Origin of the sequence: Streptomyces sp. NPDC059909, from assembly GCF_042730885.1 — a bacterium.
Classification (GTDB): Bacteria; Actinomycetota; Actinomycetes; order Streptomycetales; family Streptomycetaceae; genus Streptomyces.
The window spans coordinates 20313-40837 of the sequence record NZ_JBHWKX010000060.1 but is presented as its reverse complement, the minus strand read 5'-3'; the positions used below and the strand labels follow the sequence as shown (position 1 = coordinate 40837).

Sequence of the window (20525 nt, the reverse complement as noted above, 5' to 3'; positions counted from 1 at the left end):
TTTTCACCTAATCAGCAAAAAAAACATCCCCCCCAAAAGCACCCCCCCCCCTCGCAGCGCTCCTGCGCTTCGTGCACCCCCCCCCCCCCCGCCCGCCCCCCCCCCCCCGGGCCCTTCCCACACGCATACGCGGAAGCGCGGGAGATCGTGTTCGACTTTCTTGATATGAACGCCCTACTGGGGGCCTTCTGGGTGACGGTGAAACTCACCGTCTACTCGGCCCTCGGCTCCCTGATATGGGGAACGCTGCTGGCCGGCATGCGGGTCAGTCCGATCCCGCTGATGCGGGGTTTCGGTACCGCGTACGTGAACGTCGTGCGTAACATCCCGCTCACCGTCGTCATCGTCTTCACCTCGCTGGGCCTGTTCCAGACGCTCGGTGTCACCCTCGGCGCAGACGACTTCAAGGTGATCAACTTCCGGCTCGCGGTGCTCGGTCTGATCGCTTACACTGCCGCGTTCGTGTGCGAGGCACTGCGGTCCGGCATCAACACGGTGCCGGTCGGGCAGGCTGAGGCCGCGCGTGCGCTCGGCCTCAGCTTCACGCAGGTGCTGCGGCTCATCATCCTCCCGCAGGCCTTCCGCTCGGTGGTCAATCCCCTGGCGAACGTGCTGATCGCGCTGACGAAGAACACGACCGTGGCGTCGGCCATCGGCGTCGCCGAGGCCGCGTACCTCATGAAGGGCTGGATCGAGGAGTACGCCGCCCTCATCCCGATCGTCGCTGTCTTCGCGTTCGGGTTCATCTGCCTCACGCTGCCGACCGGACTGGTCCTCGGCTGGGTCAGCAAGAAGGTGGCGGTGAAGCGATGAGTTCCGTTCTCTACGACGCCCAGGGGACCCGCGCCAAGCGGCGCAACATCCTCTACACGGTGCTGTTCACGATCGCCCTCGCCGGTGTGCTGTGGTGGGTGTACGACAGCCTGAACGCCAAGGGCCAGCTCGACTGGATCAAGTGGGAGCCGTTCTTCACGAGTTCCCAGCCGTACACGACGTACATCTGGCCGGGTCTGCAGAACACCCTGATCGCTGCGAGCCTCTCGCTGGTCATCGCGCTGCCGCTGGGCGCGTTCTTCGGTATCGCCCGGCTCTCCGACCACCGGTGGGTCCGGGGCGTCGCCGGCACCGTCGTGGAGTTCTTCCGCGCGATCCCGGTGCTGATCCTGATGCTGTTCGCCAACCAGGCGTACTCGGACTTCACCGACATCAGCAGTGATGTGCGGCCGTTGTACGCGGTGGTCACCGGCCTGGTGCTCTACAACGCCTCGGTGCTCGCCGAGATCGTCCGGGCCGGCATCCTGTCGCTGCCCAGGGGGCAGAGCGACGCGGCCAAGGCGATCGGTATGCGCAAGGGCCAGACGATGCGGTACGTGCTGCTGCCGCAGTCGGTGACCGCCATGCTTCCGGCGATCGTCAGCCAGATGGTGGTCATCGTGAAGGACACCGCGCTCGGCGGCGCGATGCTCACCTTCTCCGAACTGCTCGCATCGGTCCGTCCGATGAGCGCGAACTACGGCGCGAACACCATCGCCAGCTTCACCGTCGTCGCCGTCATCTTCGTGGCCCTGAACTTCGCTCTCACCTCGGTCGCGAGCTGGCTGGAGAAGAAGCTCCGGCGCGGGAAGAAGAGCACGGGCGCGGTGGTGCACGCCGGGCCCGGGGGCGGCCTGGAGACGGTCGGGCCTCCCGGCGACGGCATCTCGACGCAGGGCGACTTCAAGTCCGGCGCCGGAGGCGGCGGCATCTGACGGCACGAGTCCGAAGGCTCCACGGGCGAAGGTTCCACGAGCGAACGCTCCACGGGGGCGGCGGCGCGAACGCGCTGCCGCCCCCGTCGCTTGACGGGGGCACCGGCAGTGGGTTGCATACGTTCTGTGATCGCGCACCGGGCTTCGCCCAGCCCATTCCCACTGTTCCCTCTGTCTCCGCGGGCCTCAGGAGCAGCGCCGTGGACCCGGTGATCGTCGTCGGCGCGGGGCCCGTCGGGCTCGCGCTGTCGCTCGCTCTCGCTGCGCAGGGTGTTCCTTCCGTCGTGCTCGACGAGGGTGCGGGGAAGGACGAACCGCGCCCCGCCCGCACGGTCGTACTGCGTGCCGACACCGCGGCCCTGATGGAACGGCTCGGTTGCGCCACGATCCGTGACGAGGGAGCCCGCTGGATCGGCTGGCGTTCGCTTCGGCGCAAGCAGGAGATGCGCGTGCTGGAGCTCGGCGGGGACGAGATGCCGGCTCCACTGCACATTCCGCAGCACGCTCTGCTGCGCGGGCTGCGCGACGCCATCGCCGCGGACGACCTCGTGCAGGTCGCCACGCACAGCCGGCTGGACGCACTGGAGCAGGACGGCAGCGGGGTCACCGCGCACACGCGCGGGCCCGAGGCGACCTGGTGGCGCGGGAGTTATCTGGTCGGCTGCGACGGGGCACGGTCGACCGTGCGGAAGCTGCTGGGGGTCCGCTTTCCCGGGCGTACCGCCGTGGAGCGCCATGCCGTGGCCGCTCTCCGCACCGAAATGCCGTGGCCGGACGAGGCGGTGCTGCACCGGCTGCCGCCGTGGCGCTCGGGCGGCGAAGAGGTGACGGCCCGGCCGCTGCTGGACGGTGCCTGGCGGCTCGACTGGCTGTTGCCCGCCCGCGGCGAGCTGGTGACACCGGACGCGCTGGTGTCCCGGGTGCGGGACACCCTGTCCGGCTGGTGCGACGGGCCACCTCAGTACGAGCTCATCGACACGGGTGTCTACACCCTGCATCACCGTCTCGCCCGGCGCTGGCGCGTGGACCGGGCCTTTCTCGCCGGCGACGCGGCCCATCTCCTCGGCGCGGTCGGTACGCAGGGGCTCGACGAGGGGCTGCGCGACGCCGACAACCTCGCCTGGAAGCTGGCGCAGGCCTGGCACCACGGCGCTTCGGACACGCTGCTGGACAGCTATCAGGCCGAGCGGCGCACCGCCGTCGCCGCGCGGCTGCGCGCCGCCGACCAGTCGCTGCCGATACTGCGGAGCAGCGGCGGTCTGCGGACCTATCTGCCGGGTGCGGGGCGCGGGCACGACACCCTGCTGACCGACGGGCATCTGGGGCTCGGGCCGCTGGGCGCGCCCCCTTCGTACCCGCACTCTCCCCTCGCACCTCAACACGCCGAGGCGCACACCGCGGTCGGTACCCCGTTCGGAGCACCGGTCGACGACATCCGGGTCACGGCCCCGGACGGCACGGCCGTACGGCTCCGGGACCGGCTGGGGCGGGGCCGGTTGCTGGTCGTGCTGGTGGCGCCCGGCACCGGGGTGTGGGACCGGCGGCACTGGGTGAGCGCGGGTGTGATGCCGCGGCTGGCCTCGGCCGTCGAGGCACTGCCGGTACGGGCCGAGTTGCTGGTCACCGAGGCCTACCCGGGGGCTTCGGCGCACACGGTCCTGCTGGTACGGCCGGACGGGCATCTCGTGGCGGCGTTCGGCGGGGTGCACCCGGCCGAGCTGTACGCGGCGGCGGACGCGGTGCGTGGGGGCGTGCCCGAGTCCTCCTCGGTCGGTGCTGACCGCACTGCGGACATCAATTGACCGACGCAGGCGCACATGGTGTACTCCGGATCGTGACCGACACCGATGTGCGCCTGTGGCGGAGGGTCCATATGGATCTGCTCCGCTATGCGGGCTGCGTGTGTCGTCCGTCCTGCTGAATTCGCCTTCTTCCCCCCTCGCGGCCCCTTCGCGTTCGTACGCGTTCCTCGTACGCGCTTCTCCTACGCGTGGTTCGCGCGCATGAATTCGTGCGCGCTTCGTACGCCGGGCCGTATGCATCTCAGCGAACTTCCAGGACGGTTCTTGTGGCCCAGTCTGTCCCTGTACCCACGAAAACGGCCGCGCCCACCGCGGCCGACCTCCTCGACTTCGTCCGGCGCACCGTCGCCGACGCCGGACTGATCAGCTCCCTTCCGCTCGATCCGGAGGGCCGCACCTGGGTACGGCTCGACGGGCCTGGTGGCAGCGAGGCCTGGCTGATCAGCTGGCCTCCGGGCACGGGAACGGGCTGGCACGACCACGCCGAGTCGGTCGGCGCGTTCGCCACGGCCTCCGGCGAGCTGAAGGAGAACTCGCTCGCGGTACGGCTCCCGGCGAGCGGCTGGAAGACCCTGGAGCTGGCCGAAGGGGTGGACCGCGAGCGGCAGTTGGGCCCCGGCCAGGGCCGGGCGTTCGGGCGGCACCATGTGCACGAGGTGCTGAACGAGTCGGAGACCGAGCACGCGGTCTCTGTCCATGCGTACTATCCGCCGCTGCCGCTGATCCGGCGCTTCAGCCGGTCCGGCGCGGTGCTCCGTCTTGAGCAGGTCGAGCGTCCGGAGGACTGGCAGTGAGCAACCGCCCTGTGGGTGTCGACGAGTTGCTGGAGCAGGTCCGGGTGGGCCTCGACCGGGTCGGGCCGAGCGAGGCCTTCGACGCGGCGGCGAACGGGGCGCTGCTGGTGGACATCCGCTATGCCGCGCTACGGGACCGGGACGGGCTGATCCCCGGCGCGCTGGTCGTGGAGCGCAATGAACTGGAGTGGCGGCTGGACCCGCAGGGCAGCCACCGTGCGCCCGAGGCCACCAGCCATGACCTGCAGGTCGTGGTGATCTGCAACGAGGGGTACGCCTCGTCGCTCGCGGCCGCCTCGCTCAAGCAGCTGGGGCTGCACCGGGCAACGGATCTGGTGGGCGGCTTCCAGGCCTGGCGGGCGGAGGGCCTGCCGGTGCAGGTGCCGCCGGGGGCGGTGGCGTAGGCGCGCCTGGCCGTGGGCCCCTGCACCCGCGTGCCCGTGGGCCCCGGGCTGGGGGAAGGGCACAGGTGCGGGCTTTGCGGTACCCGGCCCGGCGGCGAGGGGCATGCTGCCCTGAGCGCCACCGGTGGCCGGTGCGTATGACTCGGTGCACCGGACCGGCGACCCCGGGGTGGAGCTTCCCCCACCCCGTCCCCTCCGGGGTCGCCGGTCCGGTGGTGCCCGGTACTGCGGGCAGATGCACCCGTCGGCCCGCCCCGAGCGCGGGCCGTCATGGTGCTGAGGTCACAGAGGTGCCGGTGGTCAGAGCAGTGCCGCGAGCACAGCAGTGCCGGCACAGCGGTACCGGTGGGCACGGTGCTGGTGGGCACGGTGCTGGTGGCACGAGCGGTACCGGGTGGGCACCGGGTCAGTACAGGCCGTCGTCCAGGCCCTCGCCCAGACCCTCGGTGTCCTCGCCCTCTTCCTCCAGCGCCTGGCGGACCACCCGCAGGGCCATGCCCTCCGGGTATCCCTTGCGGGCGAGCATGCCCGCGAGGCGGCGCAGCCTGCGGTCCCGGTCGAGGCCGCGGCTGGTCCGGATCTTACGGGCGACCAGCTCGCGGGCCGTCGCCTCCTCCTGGTCCGAGTCGAGCTGACCGACCGCCTCGTCGATCAGCGCCGGGTCGACGCCCTTGGTGCGCAGTTCGCGCGCGAGGGCGCGGCGGGCCAGGCCCCGCCCATGGTGCCGGGACTCCACCCAGGCGTCCGCGAACGCCGCGTCGTCGATGAGGCCAACATCCTCGAAACGGGACAGGACCTCATCGGCGACATCATCCGGGATGTCCCTCTTGTGCAGCGCGTCGCGGAGCTGCTTCCGCGTGCGCGGGGTCCCGGTGAGCAGGCGCAGGCAGATCGCCCGCGCCCGCTCAGCCGGATCCTGGGGCGACAACTCCTTCTCGGCCCTCGACGAGTCGGGGCTGTCGCCCGGCCATTCGGTGCGCCGGGTCACGGATCGGCTCAGCTCTTGGCCGAGGCCGCCGCCTTGGTGGCTTTGGTGGCCTTCGCGGCGGGTGCGGGAACCGACTTCGCGGGCTCATCGGCCGAGGCCGCGGCGCTCGCCGCGTCCGCGCCCGGCTCTGCCGACGGCGCCTCCGGGCGGACACCGACGCCCAGCTTCTCCTTGATCTTCTTCTCGATCTCGTTGGCCAGGTCGGGGTTGTCCTTCAGGAAGTTCCGCGCGTTCTCCTTGCCCTGGCCGAGCTGGTCGCCCTCGTACGTGTACCAGGCGCCGGCCTTGCGGACGAAGCCGTGCTCCACGCCCATGTCGATGAGCCCGCCCTCGCGGCTGATGCCCTGGCCGTACAGGATGTCGAACTCGGCCTGCTTGAAGGGCGGCGCCACCTTGTTCTTCACGACCTTGCAGCGGGTGCGGTTGCCGACTGCCTCCGTGCCGTCCTTGAGGGTCTCGATACGGCGGATGTCGATGCGCACCGATGCGTAGAACTTGAGGGCCCGGCCACCGGTCGTGGTCTCCGGCGAGCCGAACATCACTCCGATCTTCTCGCGGAGCTGGTTGATGAAGATCGCGGTGGTCTTCGACTGGTTGAGCGCACTGGTGATCTTCCGGAGCGCCTGGCTCATCAGCCGGGCCTGGAGACCCACATGCGAGTCGCCCATCTCACCCTCGATCTCCGCGCGCGGCACGAGCGCGGCGACGGAGTCGATGACGATCAGGTCGAGGGCGCCGGAGCGGACCAGCATGTCGACGATCTCGAGCGCCTGCTCGCCGTTGTCGGGCTGGGACAGGATCAGGTTGTCGATGTCGACGCCGAGCTTCTTCGCGTACTCGGGGTCGAGGGCGTGCTCGGCGTCCACGAAGGCGACCTGTCCGCCGGCCTTCTGCGCGTTGGCCACGGCGTGCAGGGTCAGGGTCGTCTTACCGGAGGACTCCGGTCCGTACACCTCCACCACACGGCCGCGCGGCAGGCCGCCGACGCCGAGGGCCACGTCGAGCGCGGTCGACCCGGTGGGGATGACCTCGATGGGCTCATTCGGCCGCTCGCCCAGGCGCATCACGGCGCCCTTGCCGAATTGCCGTTCAATCTGTGCGAGCGCGGCGTCGAGCGCCTTCTCGCGGTCGGTTCCTGCCATGGGTTCCACCCGGGTTGCTTGAGTCGATCGCTTCACGTCAAAGACGCTAACCCCTGCCACTGACAATGCGCCCCGACGTCCGTCCGGCCTGTGGAAAACCCGGCGGAATACCCCGGAGTTTCAAGGGCCGAACCCCATAAGAATGGATGTTCGATTTTGGTGTCAAGCGCGCCACGGTGCGTGGCGCGCCGACGCCACGGCGCCACGACTTGCCTTCGAGTGCGCTCCAATTCGTAGCGTCGAAGCATGACAACTCCTCAGCACAAGATCGGATCGGGCTTCGGAGCCCGGAGCACCACACAGGAGGTTGCGCGGGGGATCGACCTCACCGGAAAGCTCGCGATCGTCACCGGCGGCTACGCGGGCCTCGGGCTGGAAACGACGCGGACACTCGTCAGCGCCGGCGCCCACGTCGTCGTACCTGCCCGGCGGCGCCCGGTCGCCGAGGAGGCGGTCGCGGGCATCGACGGCGTGGAGGTCGACGAGCTCGATCTCGCCGACCTCGACAGCGTCCGCGGTTTCGCCGACCGCTTCATCGCCTCCGGCCGCAGCATCGACCTGATGATCAACAACGCCGGAATCATGGCCAGCCCGGAGACACGGGTCGGCCCGGGCTGGGAGGCGCAGTTCGCGACCAACCACCTCGGCCACTACGCGCTCGTGAACCGCCTCTGGCCGGCGCTCTCGCGCAACGGCGGTGCGCGTGTGGTCTCCGTGTCCTCCAGGGGCCACCACCTCTCGCGCATCCGCTGGGATGACGTCCAGTTGGAACACGGTTACGACAAGTGGCAGGCGTACGGTCAGTCGAAGACGGCGAACGTACTGTTCGCGGTACGGCTCGATGCGCTTGCCCGGGACTTCGGAGTGCGGGCGTTCGCGCTTCATCCCGGCGAAATCATGACCGAGCTGGTACGCCACCTGGCCAAGGAGGAGATGGTCGCCGCCGGCTGGATCGACGAGGAGGGCAACCCGACGGACCGCAGCTTCAAGACGCCGGAGCAGGGCGCGGCGACGCAGGTGTGGGCCGCGACCTCCCCACAGCTGGCAGGCATGGGCGGCGTCTACTGCGAGGACTGCGACATCGCGGAGCCTTCGAGCGAGGACGACCGTGAGGGAGAGCTCACCCATGGGGTGCGCGCCTACGCGATCGACCCGGCGCAGGCGGCGCGGCTGTGGACGCTCTCGGCCGAGCTCACGGGCGTCGACGCGTTCGCGGCGACGACCGCCTGAGGCGTACCGTCCCGCCCGCCCGGACGGGCCGCTGCCGACAGCCCCACTCGACGGCTACTCGCCCGTTGGGGAGTCGGCGGAGCGACTGACCTCGGCCCACTCCGCGGCTTCGGCGGCACGGTCCCTGGAGGCCCGGTCGGCGAGCTCGGCGGCCCCGGCACCGAGCAGGAGGCGCAGAGACGGTTCGTCGAGGCGGGCGATGTCGGTGATGATCCTCGCCGCGCGGGCGGGGTCTCCCGGCCAGGTGGCGACGGTGGATTCGCGGTATCGGTTCATCTCGCCGACCGTCCGGTCGTAGTCCGCGCTCACCGGGCCGGCAGGACGCGCATGTCGCGCGCGTGCTCGACGAGGTCCCCTTCACGGCCGACGACCTGCCGGGCTACGCGGGCCGCCTCTTCGACTTCCTCATCGCCAATCCGCACCAGCTCCGGCCGGCCACCTGGAACCGCCTCGAACGCGCGGTCGCGCTCGGCGTGATCACACTGCTCGCCGTCGGCTTCGGCGAGGCACATCAGACCGCGGGCAGGCGTCAGATCGACGACACCATCGTCCCTGCGGTCATTCAGCTCCTCGGGCGCAGTGCCTGGTGGCTGCCCTCCTGGCTGCGCCGGGCGTTGCCGAAGGTGGAGCTGGAGCACCACTGACGCGCGGCCGGGACCGCCCGAGGCGTCTCAGGCGTCGCCCTCCGCGGCCGGCGCCTGCTCCTCCCGGGCAGCCGCGTTCTTGCTGCCCGGGGCGGGCTGCAGCCGGGCCACCACCGCCTCGCCGTGGCGACGGTGGCCGTGCACGCGCGGGTCGTCCGTCACGGCGTACCGCTTCACATACGCGCCGAGGAACGCCTGGAGCGTCGCGACCGCCGGAATCGCGATCAGCGCGCCGACCGCCCCGAGCAGCGCCGTGCCGGCGATGACGGATCCGAACGCCACCGCGGGGTGGATGTCCACGGTCCTGGCGGTGAGCTTGGGCTGCAGCACATAGTTCTCGAACTGCTGGTAGATCAGGACGAAGCAGAGCACCCACAGCGCGTACCAGGGATCGACCGTGAACGCGATCAGCATCGGCAGGGCGCCCGCCAGATACGTGCCGATCGTGGGGATGAACTGGGAGACCAGGCCCACCCACACCGCCAGCACCGGAGCGTACGGGACGTCGAGCAGCGCCAGCAGGACGTAGTGCGCCACACCGGAGATCAGGGCCATCAGACCGCGCGAGTAGAGATAGCCGCCCGTCTTGTCGACGGCGATCTCCCAGGCGCGCAGCACCTCGGTCTGCTTCGCCGGCGGCAGCACGGAGCACAGCGCCCGCCGCAGCCGGGGCCCGTCGGCCGCGAAGTAGAAGGAGAACAGGAAGATCGTCAGCACCTTGAACATGCCGCCGAGCACGGTCGCGGAGACGTCGAGCACGCCGGTCGCACTGTTCTCCACGTACTGCTGCAGCCAGTCGGAGCGCAGCAGGCTGTCCTGTATCTCGACGCGGGACAGCTCGGTGTGGAACGTCTCGTTGATCCAGTTGATCACCTGGTCGAGATATTTCGGGAAGTCCCCCACCATCTCGACTATCTGACCCGCCAGCATCGAGCCGAGCAGCACGACGAAGCCGGCGCCTACGGCCAGCACCGCGAAGAAGACGAGGAAGGTCGCGAGACCGCGGCGCATGCCGCGGGCGGCCATGCGGCCCACTGCCGGCTCGATCGCCAGCGCCAGGAAGAACGCGATCAGGATGTTGATCAGCAGCCCGATGAGCTGGTGGAAGGCCCAGCTGCCGAGCTGGAAGCAGGCGTAGAGAGCCAGGGCCAGGATCATGGCGCGGGGCAGCCAGCGGGGCATACGAGCGGGACCGCCGGTCTTGGCGGTCCCTGTGCCCGAGCCTGCACCCTGACCTGCGTCGCGGTCGGGTCCAGGGGCGATCCCGGCTCCGGGGCCTGCCTCGGGAGCGGCGCCCGGCTGGGGGACGGTCGCGGAGGCGGGCGCAGAGGCGGAGCCGGGGGCGGAGGCGGGGGCGGTCCCGGGACAGGTGTCCGTCCCGGGTGCCGTACGCGTGTCCGCGTCCGCGGCCGTGTCGGCAGCCGCGCCCGCTTCCGTGCGCGTGTCCGCCCCGCCGGCGCCGGGCAGGGCGGTCGGCGGCTCTTCGTCCCGGACTGTCTCGTCAGTCGATGCCACGGAGCCAGTCTCGCGTACCGCTCCGACGACTGGACCACGGCCTGTGGAAAACTCCTCGGCTCATCGCTTGTCCGCGGGGATCCCCACGGCGGCGCAGACCCCTCGCCAGACGTCCTTCGTCTCCCATCCGGCCGCCAGTGCCTCGTGCACCGTGCGCCCGCCGAGTTCGGCCATCACATGGTCGCGTGCGAAGGAATCGGCGTACGCCGCGCCGAAGTGCTCTTCCATCCGCTCCCAGAAAATCGTCAACCGCATGCCCTCAGTATCCCGCTCCTGAGAGTGCAGCCGTGTCCGTCCGCCTTGCCGAAAGCCCTTTCCGCCCTACGGTCGGAACATGGCTGGAACACCCTCGGCACGGGCCGAGCACTTCATCTGGCTGACGGCCCGCGTGCTCGAGCAGCGGCGGTTCGCGTACCACTTCCTGCGCGCGGACGCGGAGCCGGTCGAGGCCGCGCTGAGCGCGTATCTCAACGAGGACGGCGGTTACGGACACGCCCTGGAGCCCGATCTCCGCGGCCCGGTGAGCCAGCCGCTCCACACGGCGCACGCGCTGCGCGTGCTGGACTCGATCGGCCGCTGCGGCGGGCTGCGGGTGGAGCGGATGTGCCGTTATCTCACGGGCGTCGCCACCCGGGACGGCGCACTGCCCGCGGTGCACCCCTCGCAGCGGGGCTATCCCGCTGCGCCGTTCATCCCGATCGTCGACGACCCACCGAGCGAGCTGCTGGCGACGGGGCCGGTCGTCGGACTGCTGCACCGCAACCGTGTGTGGCACGCCTGGCTCTTCCGCGCGACCGACTTCTGCTGGGCGGCCGTCGACGCGCTGGAGAAGTCGCATCCGTACGAGATCGAGGCGGCGGTCGCCTTCCTGGACGGCGTCCCGGACCGGGCCCGCGCCGAGGCCGCGGCGGACCGGCTCGGCCGGCTCGTGCGCGAGCAGCGCCTCGTGGTCCTCGACCCGTCACGGACGGACGCGTACCCGGTAGCCGAGGGGTACGCCCCGGGCGAGCACCACTTCCCGTACGACTACGCGCGCGTGCCCGACTCGCTGGCCCGCCGCTGGTTCACGGACGAGGAGATGGAGCGCTCGCTCGACCACCTCGCGGCGGAGCAGCAGGAGGACGGCGGCTGGCCCGTCAAGTGGCGTCAGTGGGCACCGGGCACGGCCCTGGAGTCGCGTCCGATCGTGACGATCGAGGCCCTCAGGACGCTGAGGGCGCACGGACGCGCGGTGCGCTGAGGCACCCGTCGCCGAGCCGGCTTTACGGGGTGGATCCCACGAGTCTCATCCCCCGAGGGCCCGTACACCCGCGGTGACGAGCACGGCCGCGGCCACGACGACGAGGAAGGGCGCGCGCAGAATCAGGGCGACCGCTGCCGCTCCCAGCCCCGCGGCCCTGGCGTCGAGGACGAGTGCGCTGTCGGCGCCGAACGTCTGCTGCGCGGTGAGGGCGGCCAGCAGTGCCACCGGGAGCAGCGCGGCGAGCCGCTGCACGAGCGGGCGCTCCAGCACCCCGGCGGGGACCAGGAGGCCGGTCAGTTTGACCAGGTAGCAGGCGACCGCGGTCACGCCGATCGCGATCCAGACGTTCAACGGTCCGTTCCCTTCCGGTTGTTGGTTTCCTGCCGATCGGTGATGGCCTTCCGGCTGTTGGTTTCCTTCCGGCTGCCGATCCTGCGCCCGTCGAGCCAGAGGACGGCGGGCGCGGCGAGCGCCGCGATCAGCACCGGCACCCCCGCTGGGAGCACCGGCAGCAGCCCGAGACCGAGGACGACCGCGACACCGGCGACGATCCGCTCGGTCGTGGTCCGCAGCATGGGTGCGAGCAGGGCGAGGAACACCGCAGGCCCGGCGGCGTCGAGACCCCAGGCATTGGTGTCACCGATCGCCTCGGCGCCGAGCGCGCCGAGCAGCGTGGTGAGGTTCCACAGCACGTAGAGGGTGAGGCCGGTGACGGTGAAGCCCAGTCGGGCGGCGCGACGGGTCGGCTGGGCCAGGGAGACGGCCGTGGTCTCGTCGATGACCCAGTGGGCCGCGAAGGGGCGCACCGGCCGCGGCAGGGCGAGGAGCTGCGACAGCCGCAGGCCGTAGAAGGCGTTGCGGGTGCCGAGGAAGAACGCACCGGCCGCCGCGGTGAACGGGTTGCCGCCCGCCGCCAGGGCGCCGACCAGCGCGAACTGCGAGGCGCCCGTGAACACGAGCAGGCTGAGCGCGCAGATCTGCAGCACATCGAGTCCGGCCCCCGCCGCCGTGACGCCGAAGGCGAAGCCGGAGAGGCCGACGGCGACACCGACGCCGAGGGCGTCCCGTACGACCGCGGAGTCGGCCTTCACGGAAGCACCGGGGACTCCGGATGCGCCCAGAGTGCCGAAAGCGCCGGGTACACCGTGTCCTGCGGGCCCACGGGCGGCCGTCGGTCCTTCGCCGATGGGTATGTCTGCGGATGCTGTCTGTTCTGCCACGTCGTGGACGTTACGGGGGCGGTTCGCATCAGGTCTTGTACGTTTTTGCGCTTCGCAGCACCGGCCCGGCCCAGCGTACCCGTGACGTCAGGCGCTCTTGATGTCAGGGCGCCCTTGACGTCCCTTGCGGGCGAGCCGGAACGGATCGCGAAAGACCGGGGACGGAGCCCGAAGGACCGGAAGCGAACCCCGAAGGACAGGGCACCCCCTGAGCCTCTCGAGTGCCCGCCTGCCCGCCTGCTCGCCAGCCCGCCAGCCCGCCTGCTCTCCGCCCGGATCTCAACGGGCTCCGTCGAGCCCCCGCCCCCGCTGGTACGCGCCCGGCGGCACCCCCACGATGCGCGCGAAGTGCCGGTTGAGGTGCGGCTGGTCGGTGAAGCCGACCGCCACGGCCGCCTCCGCCGGGGCGATGCCGGCGTCCAGCAGCCGCCGGGCGCGGCGGACCCGCGCGTCCGTGAGCCAGGTGTGCGGCGGCATGCCGTAGCTGTCGCGGAAGGCCCGCAGCAGGGCGAACGGGCTGGTGCCGAGCTCGGAGGCCAGGGCCTGGAGGGTCGGCGGATCCGTCATCCGCTCCTCCAGCACCGCGCGGGCGCGTGCGGCGTCGCGCGCGCCCGCAGTGCGCAGCTCGCGCGGGGGCAGTGCGCTGCCGTACGTGCGCAGCATCCGGGAGACCATGATCCGCAGCATGCTGTCGGCGGCGAGCGCGTTGCCCTCCTCGGCCGCGCGATGGACCTCACGGATCAGCCGGGCGGCCTGGTGGTCCACCACATCGGTCTCGGCGAAGCCCGGCGTGCCGCGGATGGTGGTCGTCTCGGCGGCGATGTCGGCGACCACCTGGGACGACGGGTAGAGCGTCGAGTACATCCAGCCCTCGGGGCCCCCGGCCCGCGCGGTGTGCGGGACCTCGGGATTGATCATGACGACGGTGCCGGGTCCGGCGTGCACGACCCCGTCCGGCAGCCCGACGTCCTCGATCCCGCCGGTGATCGTGGCGAAGACGTACCCCTCGTGGCTGTGGCGGGGGAAGGTGTGCCGGACGTAGTGGGCACGGAGCAGATCGATGCCCGGCAGCCCGTCATGCTGCCAGTAACGCGCCCACTCACCCTTGGCCATGAGGACATTCTCGCAGGTCGGACCCGTTGTCAGTGGCGGGGTGCAGGATGGGTGCATGTCCAGGACAGCGCTCGATTCCTTCTCCCCCGCGACCCGCGGCTGGTTCACGGGGGCGTTCAGCGCGCCCACCGCGGCCCAGGAAGGTGCGTGGCGGGCCATCGGGCAGGGTTCGGACGTGCTCGTCGTGGCCCCGACCGGCTCCGGCAAGACCCTCGCGGCGTTCCTGGCAGCTCTCGACCGGCTCGCGTCCACTCCGCCCCCCGCGGACACGAAGAAGCGCTGCCGCGTGCTGTACGTGTCGCCGCTGAAAGCGCTCGCGGTCGATGTCGAGCGCAATCTGCGCAGCCCGCTGACCGGTATGCGCCAGGAGTCCGTGCGGCTCGGCCTGCCCGAGCCCGAGGTGCGGGTCGGGATCCGCTCCGGCGACACTCCGGCCGCCGAGCGGCGGGCGCTGGCGACGCGTCCGCCGGACATCCTCATCACCACACCCGAGTCGCTGTTCCTGATGCTCACGTCCTCGACGCGCGAGGCGCTGGCGGGGATCGAGACGGTGATCCTGGACGAGGTGCACGCGGTCGCGGGGACCAAGAGGGGCGCGCACCTCGCCCTGTCGCTGGAGCGGCTGGACGAGCTGCTGCCGCGCCCGGCCCGCCGGATCGGTCTGTCCGCGACCGTCCGGCCCGTCGACGAGGTGGCGCGCTACCTCTCGCCGCAGCGCAAGGTGGAGATCGTCCAGCCGCCTTCCGGCAAGGAGTTCGACCTCTCCGTCGTCGTTCCCGTCGAGGACCTCGGCGAGCTCGGCGGCTCCCCCGCGTCCGAGCCCGACGGCCCTGGTGAGAAGCCGTCGATCTGGCCCCATGTCGAGGAGCGCATCGCCGACCTGGTGCAGGCACACCGTTCGACGATCGTCTTCGCCAACTCCCGCCGTCTGGCGGAGCGGTTGTGCAACAGGCTGAACGAGATCGCGTACGAACGGGCCATGGGCGCGGCTCTCCCGGAGAGCGCCCCGCCGGCCGAGATCATGGCGCAGTCCGGGGCCGCGCAGGGCGCCCCGCCCCTGCTCGCCCGCGCGCACCACGGTTCGGTCTCCAAGGAGCAGCGCGCCCTGGTCGAGGAGGACCTGAAGGCGGGCCGGCTGCCCGCGGTCGTGGCGACGTCCAGTCTGGAGCTGGGCATCGACATGGGCGCGGTGGATCTGGTCGTCCAGGTCGAGTCGCCGCCGTCCGTCGCGTCCGGTCTGCAGCGCGTCGGCCGAGCCGGACACCAGGTGGGCGCGGTCTCCACGGGCGTCGTCTTCCCCAAGTACCGGGGCGATCTTGTCCAGGCCGCCGTGGTCACCGAGCGGATGCGCACCGGCTCCATCGAGTCGCTCCGTATCCCCGCCAACCCCCTGGACGTGCTGGCCCAGCAGCTCGTCGCGATGGTCGCCCTCGACACCTGGCAGGTCGACGACCTGCTCGCCCTGGTGCGGCGCGCCGCGCCTTTTGCCTCGCTCCCCGAGTCGGCCTTCACGGCCGTGCTGGACATGCTCGCGGGACGCTATCCGTCCGACGCCTTCGCGGAGCTTCGCCCGCGCGTGGTGTGGGACCGGGTCGCCGGGACAGTCACGGGGCGTCCCGGAGCCCAGCGCCTCGCCGTCACCTCGGGCGGCACGATCCCCGACCGCGGGCTGTTCGGCGTCTTCCTCGCCGGGGCGGACCCGAAGAAGGGCGGTGGCCGGGTCGGCGAGCTCGACGAGGAGATGGTGTACGAATCCCGTGTCGGGGACGTCTTCACGCTGGGCACGACCTCGTGGCGCATCGAGGACATCACGCGCGACCGGGTGCTGGTCTCTCCCGCTCCCGGTGTGCCGGGCCGGCTGCCGTTCTGGAAGGGCGATCAGCTGGGGCGGCCCCTCGAACTGGGGCGCGCGGTGGGCGCGTTCCTCCGTGAGGTCGGCTCGCTCTCCGAGGAGGACGCCCGGCTGCGGCTGCTGGCCGCCGGTCTCGACGCGTGGGCTGCCGGCAATGTGCTCGCGTATCTGGACGAGCAGCGCCGCGCCTGCGGCCATGTGCCCGACGACCGCACGATCCTGGTCGAGCGGTTCCGTGACGAGCTGGGCGACTGGCGAGTCGTGGTGCACTCCCCGTTCGGCGCGCAGGTGCACGCTCCCTGGGCGCTCGCGCTCGGCGCCCGGCTGGCGGAGCGGTACGGGATGGACGCGCAGGTCATGCACGCCGACGACGGCATCGTGCTGCGGCTTCCCGACGCCGATCTGATGGGCCTGGACCTGCTCGACCAGGACCCTGTGCACCTGGACACGACCTACGACAGCGAGCAGGCCCCGGTCGGTGCGGCCGACACCCTCTTCGACAAGGGCGAGATCGGTCAGATCGTCACCGATCAGGTGGGCGGCTCCGCGCTGTTCGCGTCCCGGTTCCGTGAATGCGCTGCGCGCGCCCTGCTGCTGCCGCGGCGGAATCCCGGCAAGCGCACCCCGCTGTGGCAGCAGCGGCAGCGCGCGGCCCAGCTGCTGCAGGTGGCAAGCGAGTTCGGTTCGTTCCCGATCGTCCTGGAGGCCGTGCGGGAGTGCCTCCAGGACGTCTTCGACGTTCCTGGGCTCGAGGAGCTGATGGGCGACATCGAGTCCCGCCGGGTCCGGCTCGTCGAGGTCACCACCCCCGAGCCCTCCCCCTTCGCCCGCTCCCTCCTCTTCGGGTACGTGGCGCAGTTCCTGTACGAGGGGGACTCGCCCCTCGCCGAGCGCCGCGCCGCCGCCCTGTCGCTGGACTCGCGGCTCCTCGCCGAATTGTTGGGCCAGGCCGAGCTGCGCGAGCTGCTCGACGCGGACGTGCTGACCGAGCTGGAGCAGGAGCTCCAGTGGCTCACCGATGACCGCCGTGTCAAGGACGCCGAAGGCGTCGCCGATCTGCTGCGCGTCCTCGGGCCGCTCACGACCGCCGAGCTGGAGGAGCGCGGTGCCGACCCGCGCTGGCCCCAGGAGCTCGCCGCGGCCCGCCGGGCCATCCGGGTCCGTGTCGCGGGGGCCGACCACTGGGCGGCGATCGAGGACGCCGGACGGCTGCGGGACGCGCTGGGCACGGCGCTCCCGGTCGGCGTGCCCGAGGCGTTCACGGAGCCCGTGAAGGACCCCCTGGGCGATCTGCTGGCCCGCTTCGCGCGTACGCACGGGCCGTTCACCTCGTCGCAGGCCGCTGCCCGGTTCGGCCTCGGGGCCGCCGTCACCGACGGGGCGCTGCAGCGGCTCGCGGCGACCGGGCGGGTGGTGCAGGGCGAGTTCCATCCGTCGGGCATCGGCCAGGAGTGGTGCGACGCGGCCGTGCTGCGGCGGCTGCGGCGGCGCTCCCTCGCCGCGCTGCGCCAGGAGCTGGAGCCGGTCCCCCCGGCCGCGCTCGCCACGTTCCTCCCCCAGTGGCAGCACCTGGGGAACAACAGCCTGCGCGGCGTCGACGGACTGGCCCGCGCCATCGAGCAGTTGCAGGGCGCGCCGGTGCCCGCCTCCGCGCTGGAGAAGCTGATCCTGCCGTCCCGCGTCACGGGCTACTCCCCGGCGCTCCTCGACGAGCTGACGACGACGGGCGAAGTCGTGTGGGCCGGAGCCGGCGCGCTCCCCGGCAAGGACGGCTGGATCTCCCTCTACCTCGCCGAGGCCGCACCGCTGCTGCTCCCGCAGCCGCACCCGCTGGAGCTGACCGCCCTCCACGAATCGGTGCTCACCACACTCTCCGGCGGATACGGGCTGTTCTTCCGTCAGATCGCGGACCAGGTCCGCGCCACCACCCACCCCGACGCCACCGATCCCCAACTGGCCGACGCCGTCTGGGACCTGGCATGGTCCGGACGGCTCACCAACGACACCCTGGCACCGCTGCGTTCGCTCCTCGGCTCGGGCCGCACCGCGGGCTCCACGGCGCACCGCGCCAAGCGCACGGTCCCGCGCGGGCGTTACGGCTCGCTTACGGCGGCCGCCCGCCCCGCGTCCCGCACGGGCCCGCCCACCGTCTCCGGGCGCTGGTCCCTGCTCCCCGCCCAGGAGCCGGACCCCACGCACCGCGCCCACGCCCTGGCCCGCACCCTGCTGGACCGCCACGGCGTGGTCACCCGGGGCGCGGTCGCCGCCGAAGGCGTCGAGGGCGGCTTCTCGGCGACGTATCGCATCCTGTCCGCCTTCGAGGACAGCGGGCAGGCCCGGCGCGGCTATGTCGTCGAGGGCCTGGGGGCCGCCCAGTTCGCGATGGACGGCGCGGTCGACCGGCTGCGCGCCGCAGCCACGGCCCGCGACCGCGCCGATGCGCAGGCGGCGCCCCGCGCGGTGGTGCTCGCGGCGGCCGATCCGGCGAACGCGTACGGGGCGGCGCTGTCCTGGCCCGAGCCGCCGAGCGGCGCGGGCCACAAGCCGGGACGCAAGGCGGGCTCCCTCGTCGTCCTGGTCGACGGCGAGCTCACGCTCTACATGGAGCGGGGCGGCAAGACCCTGCTGTCCTGGCCCACCGAGCCGGACGCCCCCGAGCTCCGGTCCGCCGCCGAGGCCCTCGCCGCGGCGGCCCGGGCGGGCACACTCGGCACGGTCACCGTCGAGCGGATCAACGGAGCCGCGGCCCTGACCTCCCCCTTGTCCCGCCCCTTGGAGGAGTCCGGCTTCCACGCCACCCCCCGAGGCCTCCGGATACGCCCGTAGCGACCCTCGGGTGCCACCGCGCCCGAGCCCGTCGTCCCGCATGATGGATGCCATGCCCGAAGGAGACACCGTCTGGCTGACCGCCCGGAAGCTGCACGACGCCCTTGCCGGGCGGATACTCACCCGTTCCGACCTGCGGGTTCCGCGGTTCGCCACCGCGGATCTCACGGGCCGGGAGGTTCTTGACGTCACCCCGCGCGGCAAGCATCTCCTCACCCGTATCGAGGGAGGCCTCACCCTCCACTCCCACCTGCGGATGGACGGTTCCTGGCAGGTGTACGCGGCCGGGGAGCGCTGGCGCGGCGGTCCGAGCCACCAGATCCGGGCGATCCTCGGCAACGACGAGAGCACCGCCGTCGGCTATCGCCTGCCCGTCCTGGAGCTGCTCCGCACCAGGGACGAGGAACAGGTTGTCGGCCATCTCGGCCCCGATCTGCTGGGCCCGGACTGGGACCCCGCCATCGCGGCGCGCAATCTGCTGGCCGACCCCACCCGCCCCCTCGGCGAAGCCCTGCTCGACCAGCGCAATCTGGCCGGCATCGGCAATGTCTACAAGTCGGAGCTGGCCTTCATGGCGCGGGTCACGCCCTGGCTGCCGGTGGGTGAGCTCCCCGCCGGCGTCCCCGACCGGCTCGTCGCCACGGCCCATCGCCTCCTGGAGACGAACAAGGACCGTTTCGACCGCCGCACGACACCCACGGCGCGTGGCACCGCGCAACGCCGCACCGAGCAGCGCCTGTTCGTCTACGGCCGCGAGGGCCATCCCTGTCTGCGCTGCGGCACCCCGATCCGCAGGGCGGGCCAGGACGACCGCGTCACCTACTGGTGCCCGGACTGCCAGTCCGGCCCCGCCGACCGGACCACGACACCTAGTTGACGATCCGTCAGATATGGTCGTACGTTCACCGCCATGCCCCTCACCGCGTACGACCTCACCGGCCGCACCGCGTTCATCACGGGTGCGGCGAGCGGCATAGGCCGCGCCACCGCCGTCCTCCTCGCCCAGGCGGGCGCCACCGTCCACTGCGCGGACATGCAGGAGAAGGGCCTCCATGAGACCCGGACCCTGATCGACGACGCCGGGGGCACTGCCCACACCCACCTCGTCGACGTCAGCGACCGCGACCGGCTCCACGCGGCCGTACAGGCTGCCGTACAGGCCTCGGGACCCCTGCACATCATGGCCGCGGTCGCCGGAATCATGCATTCCAGCCCGGTCCTGGAGACCCTCGACGAGGACCTCGACCGGGTCCTCGCGGTCAACTTCAAGGGCGTGCTCTACGCCGGCCAGGCAGCTGCCCGATCCATGATCGACGCAGGCGTGAGGGGCTCCATCGTCACCATGGCCTCCGGCGCGGTCGATGCCGCGAACCCCGGCCTGCTCTGCTACAGCGCCGCGAAGGCGGCCGTCGTACAGCTGACCAAGACCCTTGCCGCCGAGCTCGGACCGCACGGCATTCGGGTGAACGCGGTCGCACCGGGCTGGATCCGCACCCCCATGACCGACCGCCATGACGCAGGCCTTCGGCAGAAGGCGGAGGCCGCCATGGTTCGGCTGTCACCGCTCGGCCGGGTCGGCGAGCCCGAGGACATCGCACACGCGGTCCTCCATCTCGCCTCCGACGCGTCGTCGTTCACGACGGGTCAGATCCTCCGTCCGAACGGGGGCGTCGCGATGCCGTGGTAGCCGTGGTCGTTCCCCCGGCCGTGCCGGCATTCCCGGCCCGCGACGCGACATGCACCGGCAGCAGACTGAGCCCCCACCCGCCTGCCGCCACTGCCCCCTCGACGAGCCCCGCATGCTCCGGCACCAGCGCCAGCCGCAGTACGGCCCACCACCACAGTGCGCCCAGTGCGAGCGCCGGCAGCAGGACCCATCGCCTCACCATGGCCGCCTCCTCCGGTCGACGCTAGACCGGACCGATCACTCGGCGGGAGGGCGCACCGGATGCACACCGGGCGCGCCGGCAGCGTATGTGCCAGGCGCCCCAGGGGTTCATGCCC

Annotated in this window: 21 protein-coding genes; 12 read left to right on the top strand and 9 right to left on the bottom strand. The window is 71.8% G+C overall.

What is annotated here, in order from left to right; translation table 11 throughout:
• Nucleotides 1–147 precede the first annotated feature (147 nt).
• From ACFV9O_RS30490 to ACFV9O_RS30465, 6 genes are all read left to right on the top strand, one after another.
• Entirely contained in the window at nt 148–813 is a 666-nt protein-coding gene (locus ACFV9O_RS30490; RefSeq protein ID WP_385423449.1) for an amino acid ABC transporter permease, read from the top strand.
• Nucleotides 810–1748 (top strand): amino acid ABC transporter permease, encoded by a 939-nt coding sequence (locus ACFV9O_RS30485; protein WP_385423447.1) that lies wholly within the window; start codon nt 810–812, stop codon nt 1746–1748. The genes ACFV9O_RS30490 and ACFV9O_RS30485 overlap by 4 nt, the downstream gene beginning before the upstream one ends.
• A 200-nt stretch (nt 1749–1948) precedes the next feature.
• Entirely contained in the window at nt 1949–3550 is a 1602-nt protein-coding gene (locus tag ACFV9O_RS30480; RefSeq protein WP_385423445.1) for an FAD-dependent monooxygenase, read from the top strand.
• Nucleotides 3551–3582: 32 nt separating this feature from the next.
• Entirely contained in the window at nt 3583–3669 is an 87-nt protein-coding gene (locus ACFV9O_RS30475) for a putative leader peptide (RefSeq protein WP_311307652.1), read from the top strand.
• 147 nt (nt 3670–3816) lie between these two features.
• On the top strand, nt 3817–4344 hold the full coding sequence (locus ACFV9O_RS30470; protein ID WP_385423441.1) for a cysteine dioxygenase: 528 nt from the start codon (nt 3817–3819) through the stop codon (nt 4342–4344).
• Nucleotides 4341–4748: a rhodanese-like domain-containing protein gene (locus ACFV9O_RS30465; protein ID WP_385423439.1), complete on the top strand. Its 408-nt coding sequence runs from the start codon at nt 4341–4343 to the stop codon at nt 4746–4748. Before ACFV9O_RS30470 ends, ACFV9O_RS30465 begins: the two co-directional genes overlap by 4 nt.
• 406 nt (nt 4749–5154) lie before the next feature.
• On the opposite strand, the gene recX is transcribed toward ACFV9O_RS30465, so the two are convergent.
• Nucleotides 5155–5748 carry a recombination regulator RecX gene (recX, locus tag ACFV9O_RS30460; protein ID WP_385423469.1) on the bottom strand — a complete coding sequence of 198 codons (594 nt, stop codon included), beginning with the start codon at nt 5746–5748 and terminating at the stop codon, nt 5155–5157.
• Complete coding sequence (recA, locus tag ACFV9O_RS30455) at nt 5745–6878, bottom strand: recombinase RecA (RefSeq protein ID WP_385423437.1); 1134 nt, start codon at nt 6876–6878, stop codon at nt 5745–5747. Before recA ends, recX begins: the two co-directional genes overlap by 4 nt.
• A 246-nt stretch (nt 6879–7124) precedes the next feature.
• Between recA and ACFV9O_RS30450 the strand changes: the two genes are divergently transcribed.
• Nucleotides 7125–8108 (top strand): SDR family NAD(P)-dependent oxidoreductase, encoded by a 984-nt coding sequence (locus ACFV9O_RS30450; RefSeq protein ID WP_385423435.1) that lies wholly within the window; start codon nt 7125–7127, stop codon nt 8106–8108.
• 54 nt (nt 8109–8162) lie between these two features.
• On the opposite strand, the gene ACFV9O_RS30445 is transcribed toward ACFV9O_RS30450, so the two are convergent.
• A complete protein-coding gene (locus ACFV9O_RS30445) occupies nt 8163–8384 on the bottom strand; it encodes a hypothetical protein (RefSeq protein WP_385423433.1) in 222 nt (73 codons plus the stop codon).
• A gap of 62 nt (nt 8385–8446) precedes the next feature.
• Here ACFV9O_RS30445 and ACFV9O_RS30440 point away from each other — a divergent pair, with 62 nt between their 5' ends.
• Nucleotides 8447–8752 (top strand): hypothetical protein, encoded by a 306-nt coding sequence (locus ACFV9O_RS30440; RefSeq protein ID WP_385423431.1) that lies wholly within the window; start codon nt 8447–8449, stop codon nt 8750–8752.
• Nucleotides 8753–8779: 27 nt separating this feature from the next.
• On the opposite strand, the gene ACFV9O_RS30435 is transcribed toward ACFV9O_RS30440, so the two are convergent.
• Together ACFV9O_RS30435 and ACFV9O_RS30430 are read right to left on the bottom strand one after the other, a co-directional pair.
• A complete protein-coding gene (locus tag ACFV9O_RS30435; RefSeq protein ID WP_385423467.1) occupies nt 8780–9934 on the bottom strand; it encodes an AI-2E family transporter in 1155 nt (384 codons plus the stop codon).
• Between the two features lie 393 nt (nt 9935–10327).
• Nucleotides 10328–10522 carry a DUF3046 domain-containing protein gene (locus tag ACFV9O_RS30430; RefSeq protein WP_385423429.1) on the bottom strand — a complete coding sequence of 65 codons (195 nt, stop codon included), beginning with the start codon at nt 10520–10522 and terminating at the stop codon, nt 10328–10330.
• A 79-nt stretch (nt 10523–10601) separates the two neighbouring features.
• Here ACFV9O_RS30430 and ACFV9O_RS30425 point away from each other — a divergent pair, with 79 nt between their 5' ends.
• A complete protein-coding gene (locus ACFV9O_RS30425) occupies nt 10602–11507 on the top strand; it encodes a hypothetical protein (RefSeq protein ID WP_385423427.1) in 906 nt (301 codons plus the stop codon).
• A gap of 45 nt (nt 11508–11552) precedes the next feature.
• Here the strand turns inward: ACFV9O_RS30425 and ACFV9O_RS30420 are convergent, their stop codons facing one another.
• From ACFV9O_RS30420 to ACFV9O_RS30410, 3 genes are all read right to left on the bottom strand, one after another.
• On the bottom strand, nt 11553–11861 hold the full coding sequence (locus ACFV9O_RS30420; protein ID WP_385423425.1) for an AzlD domain-containing protein: 309 nt from the start codon (nt 11859–11861) through the stop codon (nt 11553–11555).
• On the bottom strand, nt 11858–12601 hold the full coding sequence (locus tag ACFV9O_RS30415) for an AzlC family ABC transporter permease (RefSeq protein ID WP_385423423.1): 744 nt from the start codon (nt 12599–12601) through the stop codon (nt 11858–11860). The genes ACFV9O_RS30420 and ACFV9O_RS30415 overlap by 4 nt, the downstream gene beginning before the upstream one ends.
• Nucleotides 12602–13009: 408 nt before the next feature.
• Nucleotides 13010–13843 (bottom strand): AraC family ligand binding domain-containing protein, encoded by an 834-nt coding sequence (locus tag ACFV9O_RS30410; RefSeq protein WP_385423421.1) that lies wholly within the window; start codon nt 13841–13843, stop codon nt 13010–13012.
• Between the two features lie 55 nt (nt 13844–13898).
• On the opposite strand from ACFV9O_RS30410, the gene ACFV9O_RS30405 reads away from it, so the two are divergent.
• The 3 genes from ACFV9O_RS30405 to ACFV9O_RS30395 are packed head-to-tail and all read left to right on the top strand — an operon-like array spanning nt 13899 to nt 20208.
• Nucleotides 13899–18521 carry an ATP-dependent helicase gene (locus ACFV9O_RS30405; protein WP_385423419.1) on the top strand — a complete coding sequence of 1541 codons (4623 nt, stop codon included), beginning with the start codon at nt 13899–13901 and terminating at the stop codon, nt 18519–18521.
• A 52-nt stretch (nt 18522–18573) separates the two neighbouring features.
• Nucleotides 18574–19398, top strand: coding sequence for an Fpg/Nei family DNA glycosylase (locus ACFV9O_RS30400; protein ID WP_385423417.1), 825 nt, complete (start codon nt 18574–18576; stop codon nt 19396–19398).
• Nucleotides 19399–19431: 33 nt separating this feature from the next.
• Nucleotides 19432–20208 carry an SDR family NAD(P)-dependent oxidoreductase gene (locus tag ACFV9O_RS30395; protein WP_385423415.1) on the top strand — a complete coding sequence of 259 codons (777 nt, stop codon included), beginning with the start codon at nt 19432–19434 and terminating at the stop codon, nt 20206–20208.
• Here the strand turns inward: ACFV9O_RS30395 and ACFV9O_RS30390 are convergent.
• Nucleotides 20156–20410, bottom strand: coding sequence for a hypothetical protein (locus ACFV9O_RS30390; RefSeq protein WP_385423413.1), 255 nt, complete (start codon nt 20408–20410; stop codon nt 20156–20158). The genes ACFV9O_RS30395 and ACFV9O_RS30390 overlap by 53 nt on opposite strands.
• Nucleotides 20411–20525 lie beyond the last annotated feature (115 nt).